At 60.0% G+C, this 19,777-nt stretch carries 18 protein-coding genes and 1 pseudogene; 8 read left to right on the forward strand and 11 right to left on the reverse strand.

Annotation, left to right across the window (positions count from 1 at the left end; all coding sequences use genetic code 11):
* Positions 1 to 105: 105 nt before the first annotated feature.
* Entirely contained in the window at positions 106 to 2,382 is a 2,277-nt protein-coding gene (katG, locus tag AB4O12_RS05350; RefSeq protein ID WP_460060646.1) for a catalase/peroxidase HPI, read from the reverse strand.
* 260 nt (positions 2,383 to 2,642) lie between these two features.
* Between katG and AB4O12_RS05355 the strand changes: the two genes are divergently transcribed.
* Positions 2,643 to 3,071, forward strand: coding sequence for a hypothetical protein (locus tag AB4O12_RS05355; RefSeq protein ID WP_095179584.1), 429 nt, complete (start codon positions 2,643 to 2,645; stop codon positions 3,069 to 3,071).
* Between the two features lie 9 nt (positions 3,072 to 3,080).
* On the opposite strand, the pseudogene AB4O12_RS05360 reads toward AB4O12_RS05355, so the two are convergent.
* Positions 3,081 to 5,292, reverse strand: a pseudogene (locus AB4O12_RS05360) (LTA synthase family protein).
* Between the two features lie 328 nt (positions 5,293 to 5,620).
* Between AB4O12_RS05360 and AB4O12_RS05365 the strand changes: the two are divergent.
* Entirely contained in the window at positions 5,621 to 6,637 is a 1,017-nt protein-coding gene (locus tag AB4O12_RS05365) for an ABC transporter substrate-binding protein (RefSeq protein WP_460060649.1), read from the forward strand.
* A gap of 220 nt (positions 6,638 to 6,857) precedes the next feature.
* On the opposite strand, the gene AB4O12_RS05370 is transcribed toward AB4O12_RS05365, so the two are convergent.
* Complete coding sequence (locus tag AB4O12_RS05370; RefSeq protein WP_460060652.1) at positions 6,858 to 7,337, reverse strand: copper chaperone PCu(A)C; 480 nt, start codon at positions 7,335 to 7,337, stop codon at positions 6,858 to 6,860.
* The gene (locus tag AB4O12_RS05375) at positions 7,337 to 7,942 is read right to left on the reverse strand and encodes an SCO family protein (protein WP_016774221.1); all 606 of its coding nucleotides are present in this window, start codon (positions 7,940 to 7,942) and stop codon (positions 7,337 to 7,339) included. The genes AB4O12_RS05370 and AB4O12_RS05375 overlap by 1 nt, the downstream gene beginning before the upstream one ends.
* Positions 7,943 to 8,215: 273 nt before the next feature.
* Between AB4O12_RS05375 and AB4O12_RS05380 the strand changes: the two genes are divergently transcribed.
* The 3 genes from AB4O12_RS05380 (at position 8,216) to AB4O12_RS05390 (ending at position 10,246) form a co-directional block, all read left to right on the forward strand.
* The gene (locus tag AB4O12_RS05380; RefSeq protein WP_236169547.1) at positions 8,216 to 9,142 is read left to right on the forward strand and encodes a Gfo/Idh/MocA family protein; all 927 of its coding nucleotides are present in this window, start codon (positions 8,216 to 8,218) and stop codon (positions 9,140 to 9,142) included.
* A 129-nt stretch (positions 9,143 to 9,271) separates the two neighbouring features.
* Positions 9,272 to 9,901, forward strand: coding sequence for an isochorismate family cysteine hydrolase YcaC (gene ycaC, locus AB4O12_RS05385; RefSeq protein ID WP_016774235.1), 630 nt, complete (start codon positions 9,272 to 9,274; stop codon positions 9,899 to 9,901).
* 144 nt (positions 9,902 to 10,045) lie between these two features.
* Positions 10,046 to 10,246, forward strand: coding sequence for a hypothetical protein (locus AB4O12_RS05390; protein ID WP_016774226.1), 201 nt, complete (start codon positions 10,046 to 10,048; stop codon positions 10,244 to 10,246).
* 516 nt (positions 10,247 to 10,762) lie between these two features.
* On the opposite strand, the gene AB4O12_RS05395 is transcribed toward AB4O12_RS05390, so the two are convergent.
* Entirely contained in the window at positions 10,763 to 11,500 is a 738-nt protein-coding gene (locus tag AB4O12_RS05395; RefSeq protein ID WP_041480608.1) for an SDR family oxidoreductase, read from the reverse strand.
* A 128-nt stretch (positions 11,501 to 11,628) separates the two neighbouring features.
* Positions 11,629 to 12,510 carry a helix-turn-helix domain-containing protein gene (locus AB4O12_RS05400; RefSeq protein ID WP_460062392.1) on the reverse strand — a complete coding sequence of 294 codons (882 nt, stop codon included), beginning with the start codon at positions 12,508 to 12,510 and terminating at the stop codon, positions 11,629 to 11,631.
* 258 nt (positions 12,511 to 12,768) lie between these two features.
* Here AB4O12_RS05400 and AB4O12_RS05405 point away from each other — a divergent pair, with 258 nt between their 5' ends.
* Together AB4O12_RS05405 and AB4O12_RS05410 are read left to right on the forward strand one after the other, a co-directional pair.
* Complete coding sequence (locus tag AB4O12_RS05405) at positions 12,769 to 13,533, forward strand: SDR family NAD(P)-dependent oxidoreductase (RefSeq protein ID WP_041480606.1); 765 nt, start codon at positions 12,769 to 12,771, stop codon at positions 13,531 to 13,533.
* A 174-nt stretch (positions 13,534 to 13,707) separates the two neighbouring features.
* On the forward strand, positions 13,708 to 14,625 hold the full coding sequence (locus AB4O12_RS05410; RefSeq protein ID WP_095179591.1) for an AraC family transcriptional regulator: 918 nt from the start codon (positions 13,708 to 13,710) through the stop codon (positions 14,623 to 14,625).
* Positions 14,626 to 14,633: 8 nt separating this feature from the next.
* On the opposite strand, the gene AB4O12_RS05415 is transcribed toward AB4O12_RS05410, so the two are convergent.
* Together AB4O12_RS05415 and AB4O12_RS05420 are read right to left on the reverse strand one after the other, a co-directional pair.
* Positions 14,634 to 15,563 carry a LysR family transcriptional regulator gene (locus AB4O12_RS05415; protein WP_236169551.1) on the reverse strand — a complete coding sequence of 310 codons (930 nt, stop codon included), beginning with the start codon at positions 15,561 to 15,563 and terminating at the stop codon, positions 14,634 to 14,636.
* A gap of 94 nt (positions 15,564 to 15,657) precedes the next feature.
* Positions 15,658 to 16,368, reverse strand: a complete 711-nt coding sequence (locus AB4O12_RS05420) for an SDR family NAD(P)-dependent oxidoreductase (protein WP_016774234.1) — start codon at positions 16,366 to 16,368, stop codon at positions 15,658 to 15,660.
* A 290-nt stretch (positions 16,369 to 16,658) separates the two neighbouring features.
* Here AB4O12_RS05420 and ycaC (AB4O12_RS05425) point away from each other — a divergent pair, with 290 nt between their 5' ends.
* Positions 16,659 to 17,288, forward strand: a complete 630-nt coding sequence (ycaC, locus tag AB4O12_RS05425; protein WP_016774235.1) for an isochorismate family cysteine hydrolase YcaC — start codon at positions 16,659 to 16,661, stop codon at positions 17,286 to 17,288.
* Between the two features lie 193 nt (positions 17,289 to 17,481).
* Here the strand turns inward: ycaC (AB4O12_RS05425) and AB4O12_RS05430 are convergent, their stop codons facing one another.
* The 3 genes from AB4O12_RS05430 to AB4O12_RS05440 all read right to left on the reverse strand — a co-directional run bounded on the left by AB4O12_RS05430 (position 17,482) and on the right by AB4O12_RS05440 (position 19,734).
* A complete protein-coding gene (locus tag AB4O12_RS05430; RefSeq protein WP_460060658.1) occupies positions 17,482 to 18,180 on the reverse strand; it encodes a tRNA (adenine(22)-N(1))-methyltransferase in 699 nt (232 codons plus the stop codon).
* A gap of 129 nt (positions 18,181 to 18,309) precedes the next feature.
* Positions 18,310 to 19,359: an NAD(P)-dependent alcohol dehydrogenase gene (locus tag AB4O12_RS05435; RefSeq protein ID WP_460060660.1), complete on the reverse strand. Its 1,050-nt coding sequence runs from the start codon at positions 19,357 to 19,359 to the stop codon at positions 18,310 to 18,312.
* Between the two features lie 147 nt (positions 19,360 to 19,506).
* Positions 19,507 to 19,734 (reverse strand): hypothetical protein, encoded by a 228-nt coding sequence (locus AB4O12_RS05440; RefSeq protein ID WP_056784730.1) that lies wholly within the window; start codon positions 19,732 to 19,734, stop codon positions 19,507 to 19,509.
* Positions 19,735 to 19,777: the final 43 nt, after the last annotated feature.

Consider the following 19,777-nt stretch of genomic DNA (forward strand, 5'->3'; position numbering starts at 1 on the left):
TTTGGGACGCAGAGCGTCCCTTGCTGCATTCCTTTGCTGCGCGTGGGAACGATCAACAAAAAAATGCCGCTCAACGAGCGGCATTTTCATTGGCACAACAAACAGCTATTTACGCAGATCAAACCGATCCAGATTCATCACCTTCGTCCACGCCTTGACGAAATCATTGACGAACTGCGCGTTCGCGTCGGAACTGGCATAGACCTCGGCCAATGCGCGCAATTGCGCATTCGAGCCGAACACCAGATCCACCCGCGTCGCCGTCCATTTCGCCGCCCCGGTCTTGCGCTCGCGACCCTCGAACTCATCAGCATCCCGTGAGGTCGGCGTCCACTCCACGCCCATGTCCAGCAGGTGGGTGAAGAAGTCGTTGCTCAGCGTTTCGGGTCTGTCGGTGAACACGCCATGCTGGGTCTGGCCAACATTGGTGTTCAATACCCGCAAACCACCCAGCAGCACGGTCATTTCTGGTGCCGTGAGAGTCAGCAACTGCGCCTTGTCGATCAGCAGGGTTTCTGCCGCAACCGTGTATTTGCCTTTGCTGTAATTGCGGAAGCCATCGGCGATCGGTTCCAGGAAGCCGAACGATTCGACATCGGTCTGCTCCTGCGAAGCATCGACGCGGCCCGGTGAAAACGGCACCGACACCGAATGCCCGGCGTTCTGCGCGGCTTTTTCCACCCCGGCATTACCGGCCAGGACGATCAGGTCCGCCAACGAGATCTTCTTGCCATTGGCAGCAGAACCGTTGAACTCGTTCTGAATGCTTTCCAGCGTGCTCAGCACTTTGTCCAGTTGTTCGGGCTGGTTGGCCTGCCAGAACTTCTGCGGGGCCAGACGCAAGCGTCCGCCGTTGGCGCCACCGCGCTTGTCCGAGCCGCGGAACGTCGACGCCGCCGCCCACGCGGTCGAAACCAGTTGCGACACCGACAGTCCTGAATTCAGCACCTTGGTTTTCAGCGCCGCAGCGTCGCTGTCGTCAATCAGCGGGTGCGTCACGTCGGGCAGCGGGTCTTGCCAGAGCAGCTCCTCTTGCGGCATTTCCGGGCCGAGGTAGCGAGAGAGCGGACCCATGTCACGATGGATCAGCTTGTACCAGGCGCGGGCGAATGCGTCGGCGAGCTGATCGGGATTGGCCAGGAAACGCCGGGAAATCTGCTCGTATGCAGGATCGAAGCGCAACGCCAGGTCGGAGGTGAGCATGGTCGGCGAGAGCTTCTTGTTCGGATCGTGAGCGTGGGGAACGGTGCCGGCACCGGCGCCGTTTTTCGGTTGCCACTGATGGGCGCCCGCCGGGCTTTTGGTCAGCTCCCACTCGAAGCCGAACAGGTTTTCCAGATAGTTGTTGCTCCACTGTGTTGGCGTGGTGGTCCAGGTTACCTCCAGACCACTGGTGATGGTGTCGGCGCCTTTACCGGTGCCGAAGGCGTTTTTCCAGCCCAGACCCTGTTGCTCAAGGCCAGCCGCTTCCGGTTCGGGACCGACATTGTCAGCCGGGCCGGCGCCATGGGTCTTGCCGAACGCGTGGCCGCCGGCGATCAGCGCCACGGTTTCTTCGTCGTTCATGGCCATGCGGCCGAAGGTTTCGCGAATGTCCTTGGCCGAGGCCACCGGGTCCGGGTTGCCTTCAGGGCCTTCAGGGTTGACGTAGATCAGACCCATCTGCACGGCGGCGAGGGGATTTTCCAGATTGCGTTCGCCTTGATCGGTGCGGCTTTCTTCACGGCCATGCAGATCGGGCTCAGCCACCAGCGTGCCGTCGCCGGGCTCCTGCACCGGGCCATTGCTCTTGCCGTAACGGTTGTCGCCGCCCAGCCACTCGGTTTCCGAACCCCAGTACACATCTTCATCCGGTTCCCAGACATCGGCGCGGCCCCCGGAAAAACCGAAGGTCTTGAAGCCCATGGATTCAAGGGCGACGTTGCCGGTGAGCACGATCAGGTCGGCCCAGGAAATGTTGCGGCCGTATTTCTGCTTGATCGGCCACAGCAGACGGCGGGCCTTGTCGAGGCTGACGTTGTCCGGCCAGCTGTTGAGCGGGGCGAAGCGTTGCTGACCGGAGCCGGCGCCGCCACGGCCGTCGGCGGTGCGATAGGTCCCGGCGCTGTGCCAGGCCATGCGCACGAACAGTGGGCCGTAATGGCCGAAATCGGCTGGCCACCAGTCCTGAGAATCAGTCATCAGTGCTTTGATGTCTTGTTTCAGCGCCTGGAAGTCGAGGCTTTTGAAGGCTTTGGCGTAGTCGAAGTCCTGGCCCAGCGGATCGGACTTGGGGGAATGCTGGCTGAGGATTTTCAGATTGAGTTGATTCGGCCACCAGTCACGGTTCGTCGTACCGCCGCCGGCGGCGTGGTTGAACGGGCATTTCGATTCGTTTGCCATGTTCGGATCCCTATCAGGTCTGCGGCCGGCTCGTGCCGACTTCGGACTGGTAAGGCTAGACCCGAGTTGGCAAGTCGGCTAATAGCCGCAGTCTTGGCAGGCGATAGGCAGGCTCTTTTGCTACCTCGATATCGTGATGCAAAAGCGGCGTTATTTCGAAGCGATCTTAAAAACTGTCAGCTTTGACAGTGGTTGATACCACGCAATCACAATATGTTGGAGTCAACGCAACGTCACCTTCACCTCAAGGGAATATCGACATGTCTCAGGACGAAACAAGTGACCTTCTGAACAAACGAAATGCTACCGGTAGCTTTGTCGCGTTTCTCGATGACGTTAAATTTTTGGAGAGCAAGTTATGTGTTTATGCAGAGACCGAGACGGAATTTATCATCATCGGAACTGACGATTTTATACACACGGTCGAGTTGTCTGTGCCGAATGCGTTGGAGGGAGATGGTCCTCACACAGTGACTTTTCCAACCATGGGACGGTATTGGAAGGTTATGATCAATCATTTTGACCAACCCATTATTGAGGGTGAACTCATCGTCACCTTTGCCAATTTTCGCAAAAACGTAGCAGGCACTTTTGCTCTGGATCTGGGAAAAGCCAGGAAAGTGACAGGCAAATTCGATCTTACACTCGATACCCCGAAGCAAAGTGACAGGCGAGTGCAGCCTTTATAGATAAAAACGTCAACTCGATTGCGCGGTGTCGTCCTCGGGCACGTCATCAAGAATGTCATCCTGCCCAGTGCAGTTCAGTGATCACGCTGAAGTCCGATACTTCAACCGCGCCATTGCCGTAGCCCAGCAAATGGAACGAGAAGGCTTTGCGCGGCTGCGGGTTTTCAAAGCTGAAATCCATCTCCAGCGGCTGATCCGCCGTGGCTACCATCTCTGCTGGCAGGCCCAGTTGCACGTCCTGTTCAAATTCCTTGGCCTTGAGCTGAATGTACGCCGCCTGCTGCGGATCGACCGAGCGCACGGTCAGGCGCACGCGGGTGTGCGAGCCTTTGGGCATTTCCAGGTATTGCGCGCCGATCAGGTTGTCAGCCCAGTCATCCTTGATCTGCGCTTGCAGAGGGATGATGTTGTTGCTGCCGAACTGGTAGCGATGATTGAGCGGTGTGCGCAGCAAGGACAGGTCCAGCGCATCGGCGCGCGCGGCGATTTGCCGGGCCGGGTGGCCGCTGTAGGTGCCTTTGTATGTGGCACTTTCGGCGATGAAGCCGGTGCTTTGGTAATAGCGGCAGCGGCGCGGCAGATCGCACTCGGAGAAGATGCCCTGACCGTTGTGGTAGCGCAGTTTGCCGTTGGTGAACGACATGATTTCTCGCCCCGAATCGTAGTCGCGAAACAGCGACCGCCCGCTCAGCGCAGTCGGCACCGGCAGGTCGAAATAGTCGAGGATCGAGGTGCTCAGATCGACGTGACCATAAACCCCGGCATTCAGACGCGGCAGTTGCGCCTGCTCCGGTGCCAGCGTCAGGTTGAAACCCCACGAGGAGGCCAGCCGCACGCCGTCGATGCCATGGGATTCATCCGAGGTGATCACCACCAGTGTGTCCTTGAGAACTCCTTGGCGCTCCAGCCCTGAAAGAAACTGATCCAGCGCATCGTCGAGATAACCGACGGCAGCCTGCTTGGGCGTCTCATAACGCTGCAGATAATCCTCCGGTGCGGAGTAGGGCTGATGGGTGCCGACCGTCAGCAGGGTCAACATCCACGGCTGCTTTTGCTTTTTCAACTGGCCGACGTAATCCAGCGCACCTTCGAAAAACGCCTTGTCATCCTTGCCCCACGGGAACTCCAGATAGTTGCTGTTGCTGAACCATTCCAGGCCGTGGGTCGCATCGAAACCGATGTGCGGCATGATCTTGTCTTTGGCCATGAAGCGCAGGCCGGCGCCCTGCAAGTAATGAGTGCTGAAGCCGTGTTCGCGCAGCTGCGCCGGCAGGCAGGCCTGGTTGCGTTCGTTGAGGGTGAGCATTTCCACGCCTTTGGGCGTGCCGTTGTTGAGCTTGTCGTAGTCACCGCACAGCATGGCGTACAGACCACGAATGGTCTGATGGGTGTGCAGCACGTAATCCGGAGTGTTCATGCCGCGCTCGGCCCAGCGGCTGAGGTTGGGCATCAGGTCTTCCTGGTAATGACTGCCGATCGCCTCGCGGTTGGCGCGGATGTAGGCGCCGGGAATGCCTTCCAGGGCAATGATCAACACATTGCGCGCCTGACCCGGCGCGGCGAGCAGCTTCTGGCCAATGAGATCGACATCGGTGAGCCCGGCCATCGCCGGTGTCGGTTCTTCGACGTCGCCGTCCAGCCATTCCTCGGCCTGGATCTGCAGGTCGGCCACTTCGCTGGCGAGCAATTGATGCGGCAGGTTGTACAGGCGCCAGGCGTCGCCGTCATTCGGCCACAGGTTTTGCGCGCCCCAGTGGGCGGCGAACAAAACGATCGGCGCGGCCCAGGCAGCGCGCGGCAATGCCGGCCGAGCCAGACCGCGCCCCACAAATTGGGCCAGCAGCCAGAAAACCAAAGTACCCAGCAAAGCAATGGCCAGGGCAGGGTGCGCAAGTCCGCCGCCAGTGGAATTCTCGACGAACTGCGGGTCGATCAGATAGTGAACATCCGAAGGCGTCGGCAGGCGGCCGACGGCGCTGACCAATTCTGCCGTGGCGATCGCCAGCAGCGCCCAAAACACCAGCACCGGCAAGGCCAGCCACCACGTACGGCGATGCAGCGATACCACCAGCAGACTACCCACGGCCAGATCCGACAAAAAGCCCAGCGGTGTCGACCAGCCCAACGCTGCACGCAGGCACACCGGCACGATCAATACCAAAACGATTAGAGAAAGAAGGCGGGCATTCGGCCGCCGCAGCCAGTTGAAAAGAGCGCTCACAAAAAAGGCCTGCTTGTCATCAAAGGGTCAAAAAAGTGTGGGTGATGATACCAAGGACAGGCGGGCTGATCGGCTTTTTAAACCTGCGGCTGGCGATCCTTTAAATGTCGTGGACCCAGATCAGGCACGGGTTCTGGTCGTATTGCGGCTTTACAGTCAGCGCAGTTTTTTGTTTCAGACTGTTGTAAGTCCGTCCGCCTCTCGCGATATCCACGTAACAGACAGCAAACCGCTCAGTGCTATCGATATGCGATAAAGATATTTAATTTCAATTTTTTATAGCTATAAAGTCAGGCCTTTCAGCCCATCCCCATGCTGCGAGGTTGTCATGGCCACACCGTTCAAACGTTCTGCGCTGACTCTGTTGGCCGCTACTCTGGCAGCGGGTGCGCTGTTCAGTAGCGGCGCCCAAGCCGAGGGCAGGATCAGCATCGCCCAGCAATTCGGCATTGGTTACCTGATTCTCGATGTCGTACGCGATCAACAGCTGATCGAGAGACACGGCAAGGCTCAGGGTCTGGACATCAAGGTCGACTGGAACAGCATTTCCGGCGCCACGGCGATGAACGAGGCGCTGCTGACCGGAGCGCTGGATGTGGTCTCGGCCGGCGTGCCGCCGATGCTCACAGTGTGGGACCGCACCAAGGGCAAGCAGAACGTCAAAGCCATCGCCGCGCTGGGCTCGATGCCCAATTACCTGCTGACCAACAACCCGAACATCAAAACCCTCAAGGACTTCAGCGACAAGGACCGCATCGCCGTGCCAGCCGCAGGCGTGGGTTTTCAGTCGCGCACCCTGCAGATAGAAACCGCCAGGCAATTCGGTGACGACCAGTTCAAGAAATTCGACAACATCTCAGTCAGCCTGCCGCACCCGGACGCCACCGCCGCGCTGATCGCCGGCGGCTCGGAAATCAATTCGCATTTCTCCAGCCCACCGTTTCAGTACCAGGCTCTGCAAAACCCGAACGTGCATAAAGTGCTGAGCTCCTACGACATCCTCGGCGGCCCGGCGACGTTCAACGTGCTCTACACCACAGAAAAATTTCACGACGAAAACCCGAAAACCTACAAGGCGTTCTACGACGCACTGGCTGAAGCCGAGAAAATCATCAAGGCCGACAAACCCGCCGCTGCCCAGGCCTACATCCGCGTAGAACAATCGAAACTGCCGCTGGCCCTGGTCGAGCAAATCGTCAAAGACCCGGAAATCGACTTCACCGTCGTGCCGCAACGCACGTTTATCTATGCCGAAAAATTGCAGGAACTGGGCGTGTTGAAGAACAAAGCGGCGAGCTGGAAGGATTACTTCTTTGAAGAAGCGCATGGTGGTGCGGGGAGTTGAGGGATTGGGCATCACCCGGAACTACTGTAGGAGTGAGCTTGCTCGCGAAAGCGGAGTTTCAGCCACAGACGAGTTGACTGACCTGACGCCTTCGCGAGCAGGCTCGCTCCCACAGGTTTAGCGGCGTAAGCCTTCTTCCGGCCAATAAAAAACGGGGCGGCCCGATCATCGATCAGGCCGCCCCGTTTATGTGTCAGGCGAACAGTCTTTCCGTCAGCGATCAATGCATCTTGCTGTGATCGTGGCCGCCCATGTTGGTCAGCGCGCGAACCGGTGCTTTGACTTCGATGGTTTCTTTCTCGCCCTTGATGTTTTCCACTGTCAGGGTCAGCGGCACGCTGTCGCCTTCCTTCAACTGACCGCTCAGGCCCATCAGCATGACGTGGTAGCCGTTCGGGTCGAAGCTCACGGCTTTGCCGGCAGGCAGCTCAACGGACTTCACCCGGCCCATGGTCATCACATCGTTCTTCATGCTCATTTCATGAATCTGAACGTCCTTGGCCACTGGCGAGGCAACGCTGAGCAGCTTGCTGTCGGTGTCGGCAGTGACGGTCATGAACGCGCCGCTGGCGGACTGGGTCGGCACGGTGGCACGGACCCAGGCATCGTCGACTTTGGTCTGCGCCGACACCTGGAAGGCCAGGCCGAGCAGGGACAGTGCACATACGGTGCGTTTGAGGTGATTCAGAACGGGATGCATCAGCAGACCTCCATAACAGTAAGCAAATCTTCCGTGCACTCTTGGGCTGTCAGCGAAGTGGACAGGCCCAGGCGCAACTCACCACGCGAGTCGTAGACGTAGCTGGTGGACGTATGGGAGATGGTATAGGTGTCGCCGGCCGGGACCTTCTCGTAGAACACGTCGAATTCCTTGGCGGTGGCCTTGGTTTCCTCAAGTGTGCCGTACAGCGCGACGAAGCTCGGATCGAAGGCTTTGACGTAGGCGTCGAGGATCTGCGGCGTGTCGCGCTCAGGGTCAAGGGTGATGAACACCACTTGCAGGCGGTCGCCGTCGCGGCCCATGAGTTTCTTGATCTGCGCGGCGCGGGCCAGGGTGGTGGGGCAAACGGCCGGGCACTGGGTGAAGCCGAAGAAGATCATCGGCATCATCCCGCGAAAGCTCGACAGCGACATGGTTTCGCCTTCGGGGTTCTTCAGCTTGAAGGTGCGTCCGAGGATCTTGTCGCTCAGATCCTTGCCGTACTTGTACGACAGTTGGCCACGGGTGTCGCAACCGGCGAGCAGGCCGAGCCCGAGCACGCCCATTCCCGCAAGTACCTTGCGGCGAGTCAACAAAGCCGTCATCTAATACCGCCTTTTGCAGCCCGCCAGTCGGCAGGACTGGCGAGGGGTTAACCGTAAAAGCGCCGCATGATAGCAAACTGAGGCTGATCGCCGGCTGCCGATCGCCGCGCGGTGCCGGATCGGACGATAAAAGGTGTAAGAAGAAATGACGAATAAGCCATGCGTTCGCCGCGACCAAACTCGATTTAAATAGTATGACGATTGGAGGCGGGCGCAGAAACACGTACTCTTGCCGCTGCGCTGCAAAGACCAAAACAACAACAGGAGTCTGTAATGCAACCGATTCGTCTCGGCCTGGTGGGCTACGGCAAGATCGCCCAGGATCAACACGTTCCCGCCATCCTCGCCAACCCGGCGTTCCAGTTGGTGGCGGTCGCTACCCAGGGCAAACCTTGCGCCGGGGTGGAGAACTTCCAGTCGCTGGGCGAACTGCTCGAAAACGGCCCGACTGTCGACGCAATTGCGTTCTGCACGCCGCCACAGGGGCGCTTCGCACTGGTGCAACAGGCGTTGGCGGCCGGCAAGCACGTGCTGGTGGAAAAACCGCCCTGTGCGACATTGGGCGAGGCTATGGCCCTGGTCGATCAAGTCGCCGATCAAGGCGTCAGCGCTTTGTTCGCCTGGCATTCACGCTACGCACCGGGCATCGCCGCCGCCCGCGACTGGCTGGCCAGCCGCACCCTGCAAAGCGTACAGATTGACTGGAAGGAAGACGTGCGCAAGTGGCATCCGGGTCAGGCATGGATCTGGCAACCGGGCGGCCTCGGCGTCTTCGACCCGGGCATCAACGCCTTGTCGATCATCACCCACCTGCTGACGCTGCCGCTGTTTGTCGAAGCCGCCGAACTGCGCGTGCCGAGCAACTGCCAGTCGCCGATTGCCGCCTCTATCAAAATGTCTGATGCACATCAGCTCGACGTACGCGCCGAGTTCGACTTCGACCATGGCCACGACGAACTGTGGAGCATCGAAATCCGCTGCGTCGAAGGCGTCCTGCGTCTGGACAATGGCGGCGCGGTGCTAAGCATCGACGGCGTGAAGCAAAGCGTGTCGGAGGAGGGCGAGTACGCAGCGGTCTACCGCCACTTCCAGCAATTGATCGGCGACAAGGCCAGCGACCTCGACCTGCAACCATTGCGCCTGGTAGCGGACAGTTTCTTTGTCGGCAGCCGGGCGTTGGTTGAGCCGTTTTACGATTGAAGTGGATTGTCCGGTTTGAGTGGACGGTGTAACCCTTTTCAAGCGATTTATCCCTTTGCTGTGCGTCAGTAATCTGTACCCAACTTGAACGCAACAACAAAACTCCAAACTTGAAAAGGGACGCACACCATGACCACTCCAACCTACAACCGCCTGAACAAAGACGACGCTATCGTGCTGCTGGTTGACCACCAGACCGGTCTGATCTCGCTGGTGCAGGACTTCTCGCCGAACGAGTTCAAGAACAACGTGCTGGCGCTGGCGGATCTGGCCAAGTTCTTTGACCTGCCAACCATCCTCACCACCAGCTTCGAACAAGGCCCGAACGGCCCGCTGGTACCGGAGTTGAAAGAGATGTTCCCGGACGCGCCGTACATCGCTCGCCCAGGTCAGATCAACGCTTGGGACAACGAAGACTTCGTCAAGGCAATCAAGGCCACCGGGCGCAAGCAGATCATCATTGCCGGTGTCGTAACGGATGTCTGTGTAGCGTTCCCGACCCTGTCGGCGCTGGCGGAAGGTTTTGATGTGTTTGTGGTGACTGATGCGTCCGGCACCTTCAACACCACTGTTCAGCAAGCCGCGTGGAGCCGCATGACTCAGGCTGGCGCGCAGATGATGAACTGGTTCTCGGTGGCCTGTGAGCTGCACCGCGACTGGCGCAACGATATTGAAGGTCTGGGTAACCTGCTGTCGCAGCGTATTCCCAACTACCGCAACCTGATGAACAGCTACTCGGCGCTGACGCAGCAGAAGTAAGCCTCCCATCCAAAGCTAAAGCCTGCCTCGAAAGCAGGCTTTTGCGTTTTCTACAGAACGCCGTTCGTCCATTGCCGGGCACTTGTCACGCGCCGGCATTTCACACGTTCAGGTACCTATCGCTGAATCACATCGGAGACCGACATGGACATTGATGAAAACGCACCGGGCAACCAGTCGCAACAAGCCGTGACGCGCACCACCGACAACGAGACGGGGCACGATCCCAAGCGGGAAAATCCCGAGGTGCCTTTGCCGCCGGACGATGAGGCACCGGTCGAGGAAGATATGTCAGATGTGGATGCGGCCAACTCGGTGTCAACCGAACATCCGCCGTCACGCTGATCGAGCGATTTAATCGATGCCTCCCACTCTGGAATTAGAGTGAGAGGCTCTCCCGCGCACCCTTATGCAGTTCAGTCACCGACATCGTGAAAACCAGTATCGACCGGCCAGGGTTGGAATATCCGTGCGCTAAATCCCCGGTGGGAGCGAGCCTGCTCGCGAAGACGGCGACACATCCAGCATCTTTGCCGACTGACCCAGCGCTTTCGCGAGCAGGCTCGCTCCCACAATGTTCCGTGTTGTCCATTGATTTGGTTGCGCCACAAAACCCTGTGGGAGCGGGCTTGCCCGCGAAGACGGCGGCACATCCAGCATCTTCGCCGACTGACCCAGCGCTTTCGCGAGCAGGCTAGCTCCCACAATGTTCCGTGTTGACCAATTATTTGGTGGTGCCACAAATCCCCGGTGGGAGCGAGCCTGCTCGCGAAGGCGGCGGCACATTCAGCATTTTCATTGACTGGTCTACCGCTATCGCGAGCAGGCTCACTCCTACAGTTGATTGTGATTCATCTGGTCTCAGTAAGGGCTCGCGGTCGGGCGCACGATCAGTTCGCTGACGTCGACATCCGCCGGTTGTTCGACGGCATACGCAATCGCGCGGGCGATGGCTTCGGCGGGGATGGCGATCTTGCGGAATGACTTCATCTCTTCGCGGCCGCCTTCATCGGAAATGCTCTCGGCCAGTTCCGATTCGGTCACGCCCGGTGCGATGACGGTGACGCGGATATCGCCACCGACTTCCTGGCGCAAGCCTTCGGAAATGGCCCGCACTGCGTATTTGGTTGCGCAGTACACCGCTGCGGTGGGGCTGACCGCGTAGGCGCCGATCGAGGCGATGTTGATGATCTGCCCGGCGCGCTGGCGCTGCATCAACGGCAGACTGGCGGCGATGCCGTGGAGCACGCCACGGATGTTGACGTCGATCATGCGGTTCCACTCATCGACCTTCAGCGCGTCCAGCCGTGACAACGGCATGACCCCGGCGTTGTTGACCAGCACATCGACGCGGCCGTAATGCTCGACGGCGAAATCAACGAAGCGCTGCACATCCTGCTGATCGGTGACGTCCAGTGCGCGGAACTGCGCGTGGCCGCCGGCGCTATTGATCCCTTCGGCAATCACTGCCAAACGCTCGGTGCGCCGAGCCCCCAACACCACTTTGGCGCCACGTTCGGCGAGCAGGCGTGCGGTGGCTTCGCCGATGCCGCTGCTGGCGCCGGTAATCACGATCACTTTTTCTTGAATGTTCAGCATGATGTCGTCCTCTTCTGTGTGCCCGTGAGTGGGCACTGGAAGAAGATTAAGTGCGGCGGCTCATGGGCTATTAATCGATTCCTCCTCGGGATTTGCCCAATTCTGCTGCATCGCTTTTCGACAGGTTTTCAGGCCCCGCGTGGCGCGTCCCGGTAGGCACTCGGAGTGACCCCGACTTCACGGCGGAACACCTGGGAAAAGTGGCTGGGGCTGGAGTAGCCCACCTCCAGGCCAATGTCGATCACGCTGCGTGCGGTCTCCAGCAACAGATGACGCGCGCGGCTGATGCGCAGGCGTATGAAGTATTGCGAGGGCGATAAACCGGTGGCGCGTTTGAAGGTGCGGCTGAAGTGGTAGTCGCTCAGCTCAGCGACTGCGGCCAGATCACCGAGGCTGAAATCTTCCGCCAGATTCGCATTCATGGCTTCGATCACCCGGCGCAGTTTGTAGGCGGGCAGGGCGTTGTCGCGGCGCGGGTTGCTGTCGGGGTCGAGGTAATGACGCAGCAGATGGATCGCCAACGCCTGAGCCAGGCTGTGCACCAGCAGTGCACTGGGTTGGCGCTGTCCGGTCAGTTCGATGCGCAGTTGCTCAACAATGAAGCTGACCTGCTCGTCACGCGCACCCGACACATCGACAAACGTCACTGCACCGGCCTGTTCGCCGAAGGCTTCGCGCGCCGCTTGTTCGATCAGGCCCAGACCGAGGTAGAGGTGCATGACTTCGAAGACCTCGCAACCTTCGGTCTGCCAGCGCATTTCGTAGGGTTCGCGGGTGTTGGTCAGGAAAAAATCGCCCGCCGTGACCTGGCTCGCCTGCCACTCTCCGCCCAACGAACGTTCTTCGACCCGGGCAGTGCCGGCCAGTACCAGCACCAGCAGCGGTTCGGCCACGCACGGCACGCGGATCGGCTCAAGCAGGGTTTGATGGCGGAACAGCTGCACCACCGCATCCTTGATCTGCGGCCGCGGCGTGGTCGTTTCCGCAATACCGGGCAGATGCTCCGGCATGGCTTCGGCGGCGATGCGCGCGGGCTGGCTGATTGTCGGTGTAGCGGGGCTGGCAGAGGGCACAGGACGCTCCATCAAAAGCTTCGGCTGCGAATGATTTTGAAGGTTAGGGCGGGCGAACGAGAAACTCCAGCGCAAAACCCCGACAGTCCCGGCAATCACCCGAAAGCCCGGCGGCGGACAGTGCGCGACAGTGAAGCCGTGTTCACGACCGCGCCATCAGGCGCAACACCGATTCGCTATCGAGGAGTTAAAACCATGACTGATTTCAACCACACCCTGCCCCAAGAAGTCGCCGGTAAAGTTGCACTGGTCACTGGCGCGGCCAGTGGCATCGGCAAGGCGATTGCGCTGATGCTGCACGCTCGCGGCGCCAAGGTGATTGCCGAAGACCTCAACCCGGCTGTCGAAGCACTGGCTCGTCCCGATCTGGTGCCGCTGGTGGCGGACATCACCGAGGACGGCGCCGCCGAACGCGCAGTAGGCCTTGCCGTCGAGCAGTTCGGGCGCCTGGATATTCTGGTCAACAACGCCGGGATCATCATCAACAAAGCCGTGATCGACATGAGCCGCGACGACTGGGAAAGGATCCAGGCAGTCAATGCCACGGCAGCCTTCCTGCACTGTCGCGAAGCGGTGAAAGCGATGATCCCGAACAAGTCCGGTGCCATCGTCAATATCGCCTCCTATGCCTCGTACTTTGCCTTCCCGACCATCGCCGCCTACACCGCTTCCAAAGGTGCGCTGGCACAACTGACCCGCACGCTGGCCCTGGAAGTCATCGAGCACGGCATTCGCGTCAACGCGATCGGCGTCGGCGATGTGGTGACCAATATTCTCAACGATGTGGTCGAGGACGGCCCGGGCTTCCTCGCGCAGCACGGCGAAGCAGCGCCAATCGGTCGGGCGGCGCAGCCGGAAGAGATCGCCGAGATCGTGACCTTTCTGGCCTCCGACCGCGCCAGTTTCATGGTCGGCTCGGTAGTCATGGCCGATGGCGGCATGACGGTAACGGCAGGCTGATAGCGGTGCGGCAAGCCAAGGGCGCGTGTGATAACGCGGCCATGGCTTTGCCACGATCATGAGCACGCAGAATCAGGCAAATCTGCAGCATCTTTGATCTAGTCGCCGCTGGGTAAAACTGGCTAATCTTCCTGGGCAGTTGACCTACCTTCGTCTGCTTTCGAGGCCCTTTGCATGGATAACCACGACGCTTCCATCCTCCACGACACGGCGGTGTATCGCGCCGAGCTGGTGCGCTTGCTGACTCAGCGCTTCGATGCGCCAGGCACCTACGAAACCGCGATTGCGCCGCTGCACGTGATCCGTCTCGATGGGCCGTCCGAGCTGATCCATGTCGTGCACCGCCCGGCGCTGTGCCTGATCGTGCAGGGCCGCAAGGAAGTCGGGCTGGGCGACGAACGTTTCCTCTACGACCCGTTGAATTACCTGGTGGTGTCGGTGACGTTGCCGGTGTCGGGACGGGTGATTGAAGCCTCACCCGAGGCGCCGTATTTTTGCGTACGGCTGGACTTCGATCCCGCGCAACTGACGCAACTGATTGCCGAGTCGCCGCTGACCGGCATGCCGCAAGACGCCGGGCGCGGCATGTTTCTCGACAAGATCGACGTGACCCTGCTCGACACCATGTTGCGTCTGGTGCGCCTGCTGGATAATCCGCGCGACATCGGCATGCTCGCACCGATGGTGTTGCGTGAGCTGTATTACCGCCTGCTGCGCGGCCAGCACGGGCATCTGCTGTATGAAATCGCCGTCAGCGATTCGCAGACCCATCGGGTCACGCGGGCCATCGACTGGCTGAACAAGAATTTCACTGAACCGCTGCGCATCGACGCGCTGGCGCAGGTGGCCAATCTGAGCAATTCGGCGCTGCATCACCGCTTCAAAGCCGTCACCGCCATGAGCCCGCTGCAATATCAAAAACAGCTGCGCCTGCAAGAGGCGCGGCGGCTGATCATCAATGAAGGGCTGGACGTCTCCAGCGCCTGCTACCGCGTCGGCTACGAAAGCGCTTCGCAGTTCAGCCGCGAATACAACCGCCAGTTCGGCTGCCCGCCGTCCAAGGAACTCAGCCGCCTGCGCCAGACCGGTTGACGCCCTGTTTAGCGCGCGGGTTCCGCCCATTCCTCACGAAACCCCAGCAGAAAATCCACAAATGCCCGCACCCGTTGCGGCACATAGCGGCCGTGCGGGTAGAGCAGGGTGTAGGGGCGCGAACGTCCGGCGTACGGCTGCAGCACTTCAATCAGGCGGCCATCGGCGAGTTCCTGCTCGACGATGAACCGGTAAGTCTGAAACAGCCCGGCGCCGTGCTTGGCCAGCGTCACGCCGCCGAGCACATCGTCGGAACAGGAATAGCCACCGTCGGAAATCACTTCCAGGTCCCGGCCGTTTTCCTGAAACAGCCAGGAAATCCGCCGCCCGCTGCTGGGCAATTCGAACTGGATGCACTCATGCGCAATGAGATCGTCGAGGGTCTGCGGCGTGCCGGCTCTATGCAGATATTCGGGGGCGGCGACCACCACCAGGGCGGCGTCTTCCAGCAAGCGCGCGATCAGGGTCGAGTCCGGTTGCGCGCGTACGCGTATCGCCAGGTCGTAGCCTTCTTCAACGAAGTCGATATTGCGATTGCCCAAGTGCACGTCGACCGTGACCTCGGGGTACAACGCGCGAAATTTCGGCAGCAGCGGCAGGATGCGGTGATGCCCGTAGGTGGTTGGCAGGCTGATGCGCAGTCGACCCGATGGCGATGTCTGCGCGCCCATGACTTCCTGCTGCGCTTCGACCAGTTGCGTCAGGGCCTGGCTGCATTGTTCGAAGAAGCTGCGGCCGGCGTCGGTGAGGCGAATGCTGCGCGTAGTACGGGCGAACAGTCGCGAACCCAGGCGTTGCTCCAGACGCAGAATCGACCGGCTCACCGCAGCGGGCGTGACCCCGGCCAGTTGCGCGGCGGCGGTGAAGCTGCCGGCTTCGGCGGCCAGGCAGAACAGTTCGATACTGCCTAACTGCAAATCTTCAAAATGGCGTTTCATTGTGGCTCGCACCGAGGATCGACGGACGTTCATCCTCTGTGTACCACAACCAACGACGCCGCCGGTATCCACCGGCGGCGTTGCAGGGTTTCGATCAATGGCCGGCGCTCTGGCCACCGTCGACATGCAGGATCTCGCCAGTGACGAAATTCGCCCCGTCGAGGTAGAGGATCGCTTGCACGATGTCGTCGATTTCCCCCATGTGGCCGACCGGGTGCAGGCTGCCCAGCGCCTGATGGGTTTCCTCGGCGTGCATCGGCGTTTTGATGATGCCCGGCGATACCGCGTTGACCCGAATGCCACGCTTGGCGTACTCGATCGCCAGGGATTTGGTCGCGGCGTTGATGCCGCCCTTGGTCAGCGACGCCAATACCGAAGGCACGCCGTCTATTGCATGATCGACCAGGCTGGTGGTGACGCTGACGACGTGGCCGCTGCCGTGTTTTTCCATCTCGGCGATGGCCAGTTGCGAGATGTAGAAGAAGCCGCTCATGTTGGTCGCCACGACCTGGGCATAGTCCGCCTGGCTGTAAGCGGTGAACGGCTTGGCCAGAAAGATCCCGGCATTGTTGACCAGCGTATCGACGCGACCGAAGCGGGCAACGGCGGCACGAATCACGCGCTCGGCGGTTTGCGGATCGGCAATGTCGCCGGCAACGGTCAGGACATCCGGGTCACTCGACTCTTTGATCGAGCGCGAGGTTGCGACCACTTGATGGCCAAGGGCGCGAAAGCCTTCGACCAGACCTGCACCAATGCCTTGCGAGGCGCCGGTGATGACAACTACTTTTTTCGATGTGCTCATGATGATTTCCTCTGTCGCTGGCCCGTCAGGATGGCGGGTGGCTGTTGGAGAGGACTTTAGGAAGTTGCGCGGAGTTGATAAATGGGGGCTGAGGTACATCATTTGTACTTCGGTGTATCTAATCAGAACGGCCTGCACGCGCTTTTGTAGGAGTGGGCCGTTTTCGATTGTCCTGTTCAGGTGGACGGTGAAACGCTTTTCAGCCGATTTATCCCTTTGCTGTGCGTCAGTAATCTGTACCCAACTTGAACGCAACAACAAAACTCCAAACTTGAAAAGGGACGCACACCATGACCACTCCAACCTACAACCGCCTGAACAAAGACGACGCTATCGTGCTGCTGGTTGACCACCAGACCGGTCTGATCTCGCTGGTGCAGGACTTCTCGCCGAACGAGTTCAAGAACAACGTGCTGGCGCTGGCGGATCTGGCCAAGTTCTTCGACCTGCCGACGATCCTCACTACCAGCTTCGAACAAGGCCCGAACGGCCCGCTGGTACCGGAGTTGAAAGAGATGTTCCCGGATGCGCCGTACATCGCTCGTCCAGGTCAGATCAACGCTTGGGACAACGAAGATTTCGTCAAGGCGATCAAGGCCACCGGGCGCAAGCAGATCATCATTGCCGGTGTCGTAACGGATGTGTGTGTAGCGTTCCCGACCCTGTCGGCGCTGGCGGAAGGTTTTGATGTGTTCGTGGTGACTGATGCGTCCGGCACTTTCAACACCACCGTGCAGCAAGCCGCATGGAGCCGCATGACTCAGGCTGGCGCGCAGATGATGAACTGGTTCTCGGTGGCCTGTGAGCTGCACCGCGACTGGCGCAACGACATCGAAGGCTTGGGCAATCTGCTGTCGCAGCGCATCCCCAACTACCGCAACCTGATGAACAGCTACTCGGCGCTGACGCAGCAGAAGTAAGTTCACCACCCACGAAAAAGCCTGCTTTTAACAGCAGGCTTTTTGTTTTTCCGACGGCTGCGGCCAACTTGGTTGCTCTGTAGCTTGACCCACCGCTTTCGCGAGCAGGCTCGCTCCCACAGTGGACCGTGTTCCCTCAGGAGAAATGCAATTTCCTGTGGGAGCGAGCCTGCTCGCGAAGACGGCGGCACAGTCACCCGAGCAATTCACTAATCCACTGCATCTCTTGCTTCAGCGCAAGAATTTTGTCCTCCGGCAACGTCTGTTGCGCTCTCGTAAACTGCCCCAACGTCTTCTGCCGCTGCTTCAGCCTGCGTTGCCATTTGTGCAGAAATGCCGGGCAGCGCGCCTGCAGATGCAGCGGTCCGAAAAACAGTTCCCTGGCGTTGTAAGTCAGCGGTTCAATGGCTGGCTCGGCAACGATGATTTCATAGTCGAAACGGTTTTCGTGCAGCACTTCTTCGCAAACGATCCGGTAACTGTTATCCATCAACCACTGGCGCAGCGCTTGCTCGCCGCCGTTGGGTTGCATGATCAAGCGTTCGTGGCCGCTGAGATGGGCTTTACCACTGTCGAAAATATCGCGAATGGTTTCGCCGCCCATGCCGCACAGGGTGATGGCGCTGATGGCGTCGCCAGGTTTGATTGCCGTCAGACCATCGGCCAGGCGCACGCTGATCTGGCCGTGCAGGTCGCTGTCATTGACGGTGCGTTGCGCCGCGTGAAATGGCGTCAACGCGACCTCGCCAGCCACCGCCGCTGTGATAAGTCCGCGGCGCAGCAAGGCCACCGGCAGGTAAGCATGATCGGAGCCGATATCGGCCAGTCTAGCGCCAAGCGGCACATGGGCGGCGACGCGCTCAAGGCGCATGGACAATGTTTGTTGGTTCAACGCAAACCCCTGTTCACCCTGCGGTGGAAAAAAGGGGTGCGACTCTGGCGAGCAACGCTGGCGCTGTCAATTACGCGATGGAATTACTCGTGCCATCGGCAGCATTGCGCTGCCGATGGGCGCTTGTGCTTAGCCGGCGAGCGTTGCGTTGTCGATGACGAAGCGGTATTTCACGTCGCCCTTGAGCATGCGCTCGTAGGACTCGTTGATCTGATCGGCGCGGATCAACTCGATGTCGGAGACGATGCCGTGCTCGGCGCAGAAATCCAGCATTTCCTGGGTTTCAGGGATGCCGCCGATCATTGAGCCGGCGATGGTGCGCCGCTTGGTGATCAGGTTGAACACGTTCGGCGACGGATGCGGCGAGGCAGGCGCACCGACCAGGGTCAACGCGCCGTCGCGCTTGAGCAGGAGGAGGAAGGCGTCGAGATCGTGCGGGGCTGCGACGGTATTGAGGATGAAGTCGAAGCTCTTGGTGTGCGCCGCCATTTCCTCGGCATTGCGCGACACCACCACTTCGTCCGCGCCCAGTGCCTTGGCCGCTTCACGCTTGGATTCGGAGGTGGTGAACGCCACCACGTGGGCGCCCATGGCGTGGGCCAGTTTGATGGCCATGTGACCCAAGCCACCGATGCCGACCACGCCGACTTTCTTGCCGGGGCCAGCGTGCCACTGACGCAGCGGCGAGTAGGTGGTAATGCCGGCGCAGAGCAGCGGCGCGACGGCGGCCAGTTGCGCCTCGGGATGACGGATGCGCAGCACATAGCGCTCGTGCACGACGATGTTTTGCGAGTAACCGCCGAGAGTCCAGCCCGGTGCGTCCGGGGTCGGGAAGTTGTAGGTGCCGATCATGCCGTCACAGTAATTTTCCAGACCGGATTCGCAGTCATCGCAGTGCTGGCAGCTGTCGACGATGCAGCCGACACCGACCAGATCGCCGACCTTGTAGTCCTTGACGTGATCGCCGACCGCCGAGACGCGGCCGACGATTTCGTGGCCGGGGACGCAAGGGAATTGCGTGCCGGCCCATTCGGCGCGCACCTGATGCAGGTCGGAATGGCAGACGCCGCAGAAGGCGATATCGATCTGTACGTCGTGCGCGGCTGGCGCACGGCGTTTGATCTGCATGGGCTCAAGGGGTTTGTCGCCAGCGTGGGCGCCATAGGCTTGTACGAGCATGTGAGCATCCTCCATGGGTTGTCGGACGCCCATTGTTGCGCCTGGGTCGGAGCGCGAAGTAGTGCATTTCTGTGAAATGCTTGCCTGATTCTGCTGTTGATTGCGCAACCGACAGGCAGCCGTATGGCGACGGCTGCCTGTTCAGGCTCAACGCGGATTGGGCTGGTCGTCCATCTCGGCGTTATCGGTTTCCTGACGTACGCGCTCCGGATCCAGCCCGGTACTGTCATCGTCCAGCGGGATTTCGCCTTCGTTGTCGGGCAGTTCGTCGATGCCGCGTTCCTTCATCGGATCGACCTCGGTACGCCCCGGACTCAGCGGGTCGGGCGTGGTTGGGAGCGGATCGTCACCTTGCTTGCCTTGATCGTTATTCATCTCACACCTCGTCATGGCCGTTTTCTACGGCTTGTGCAGATTG

It is taken from the genome of Pseudomonas sp. S2_A05 (genome assembly GCF_054668485.1).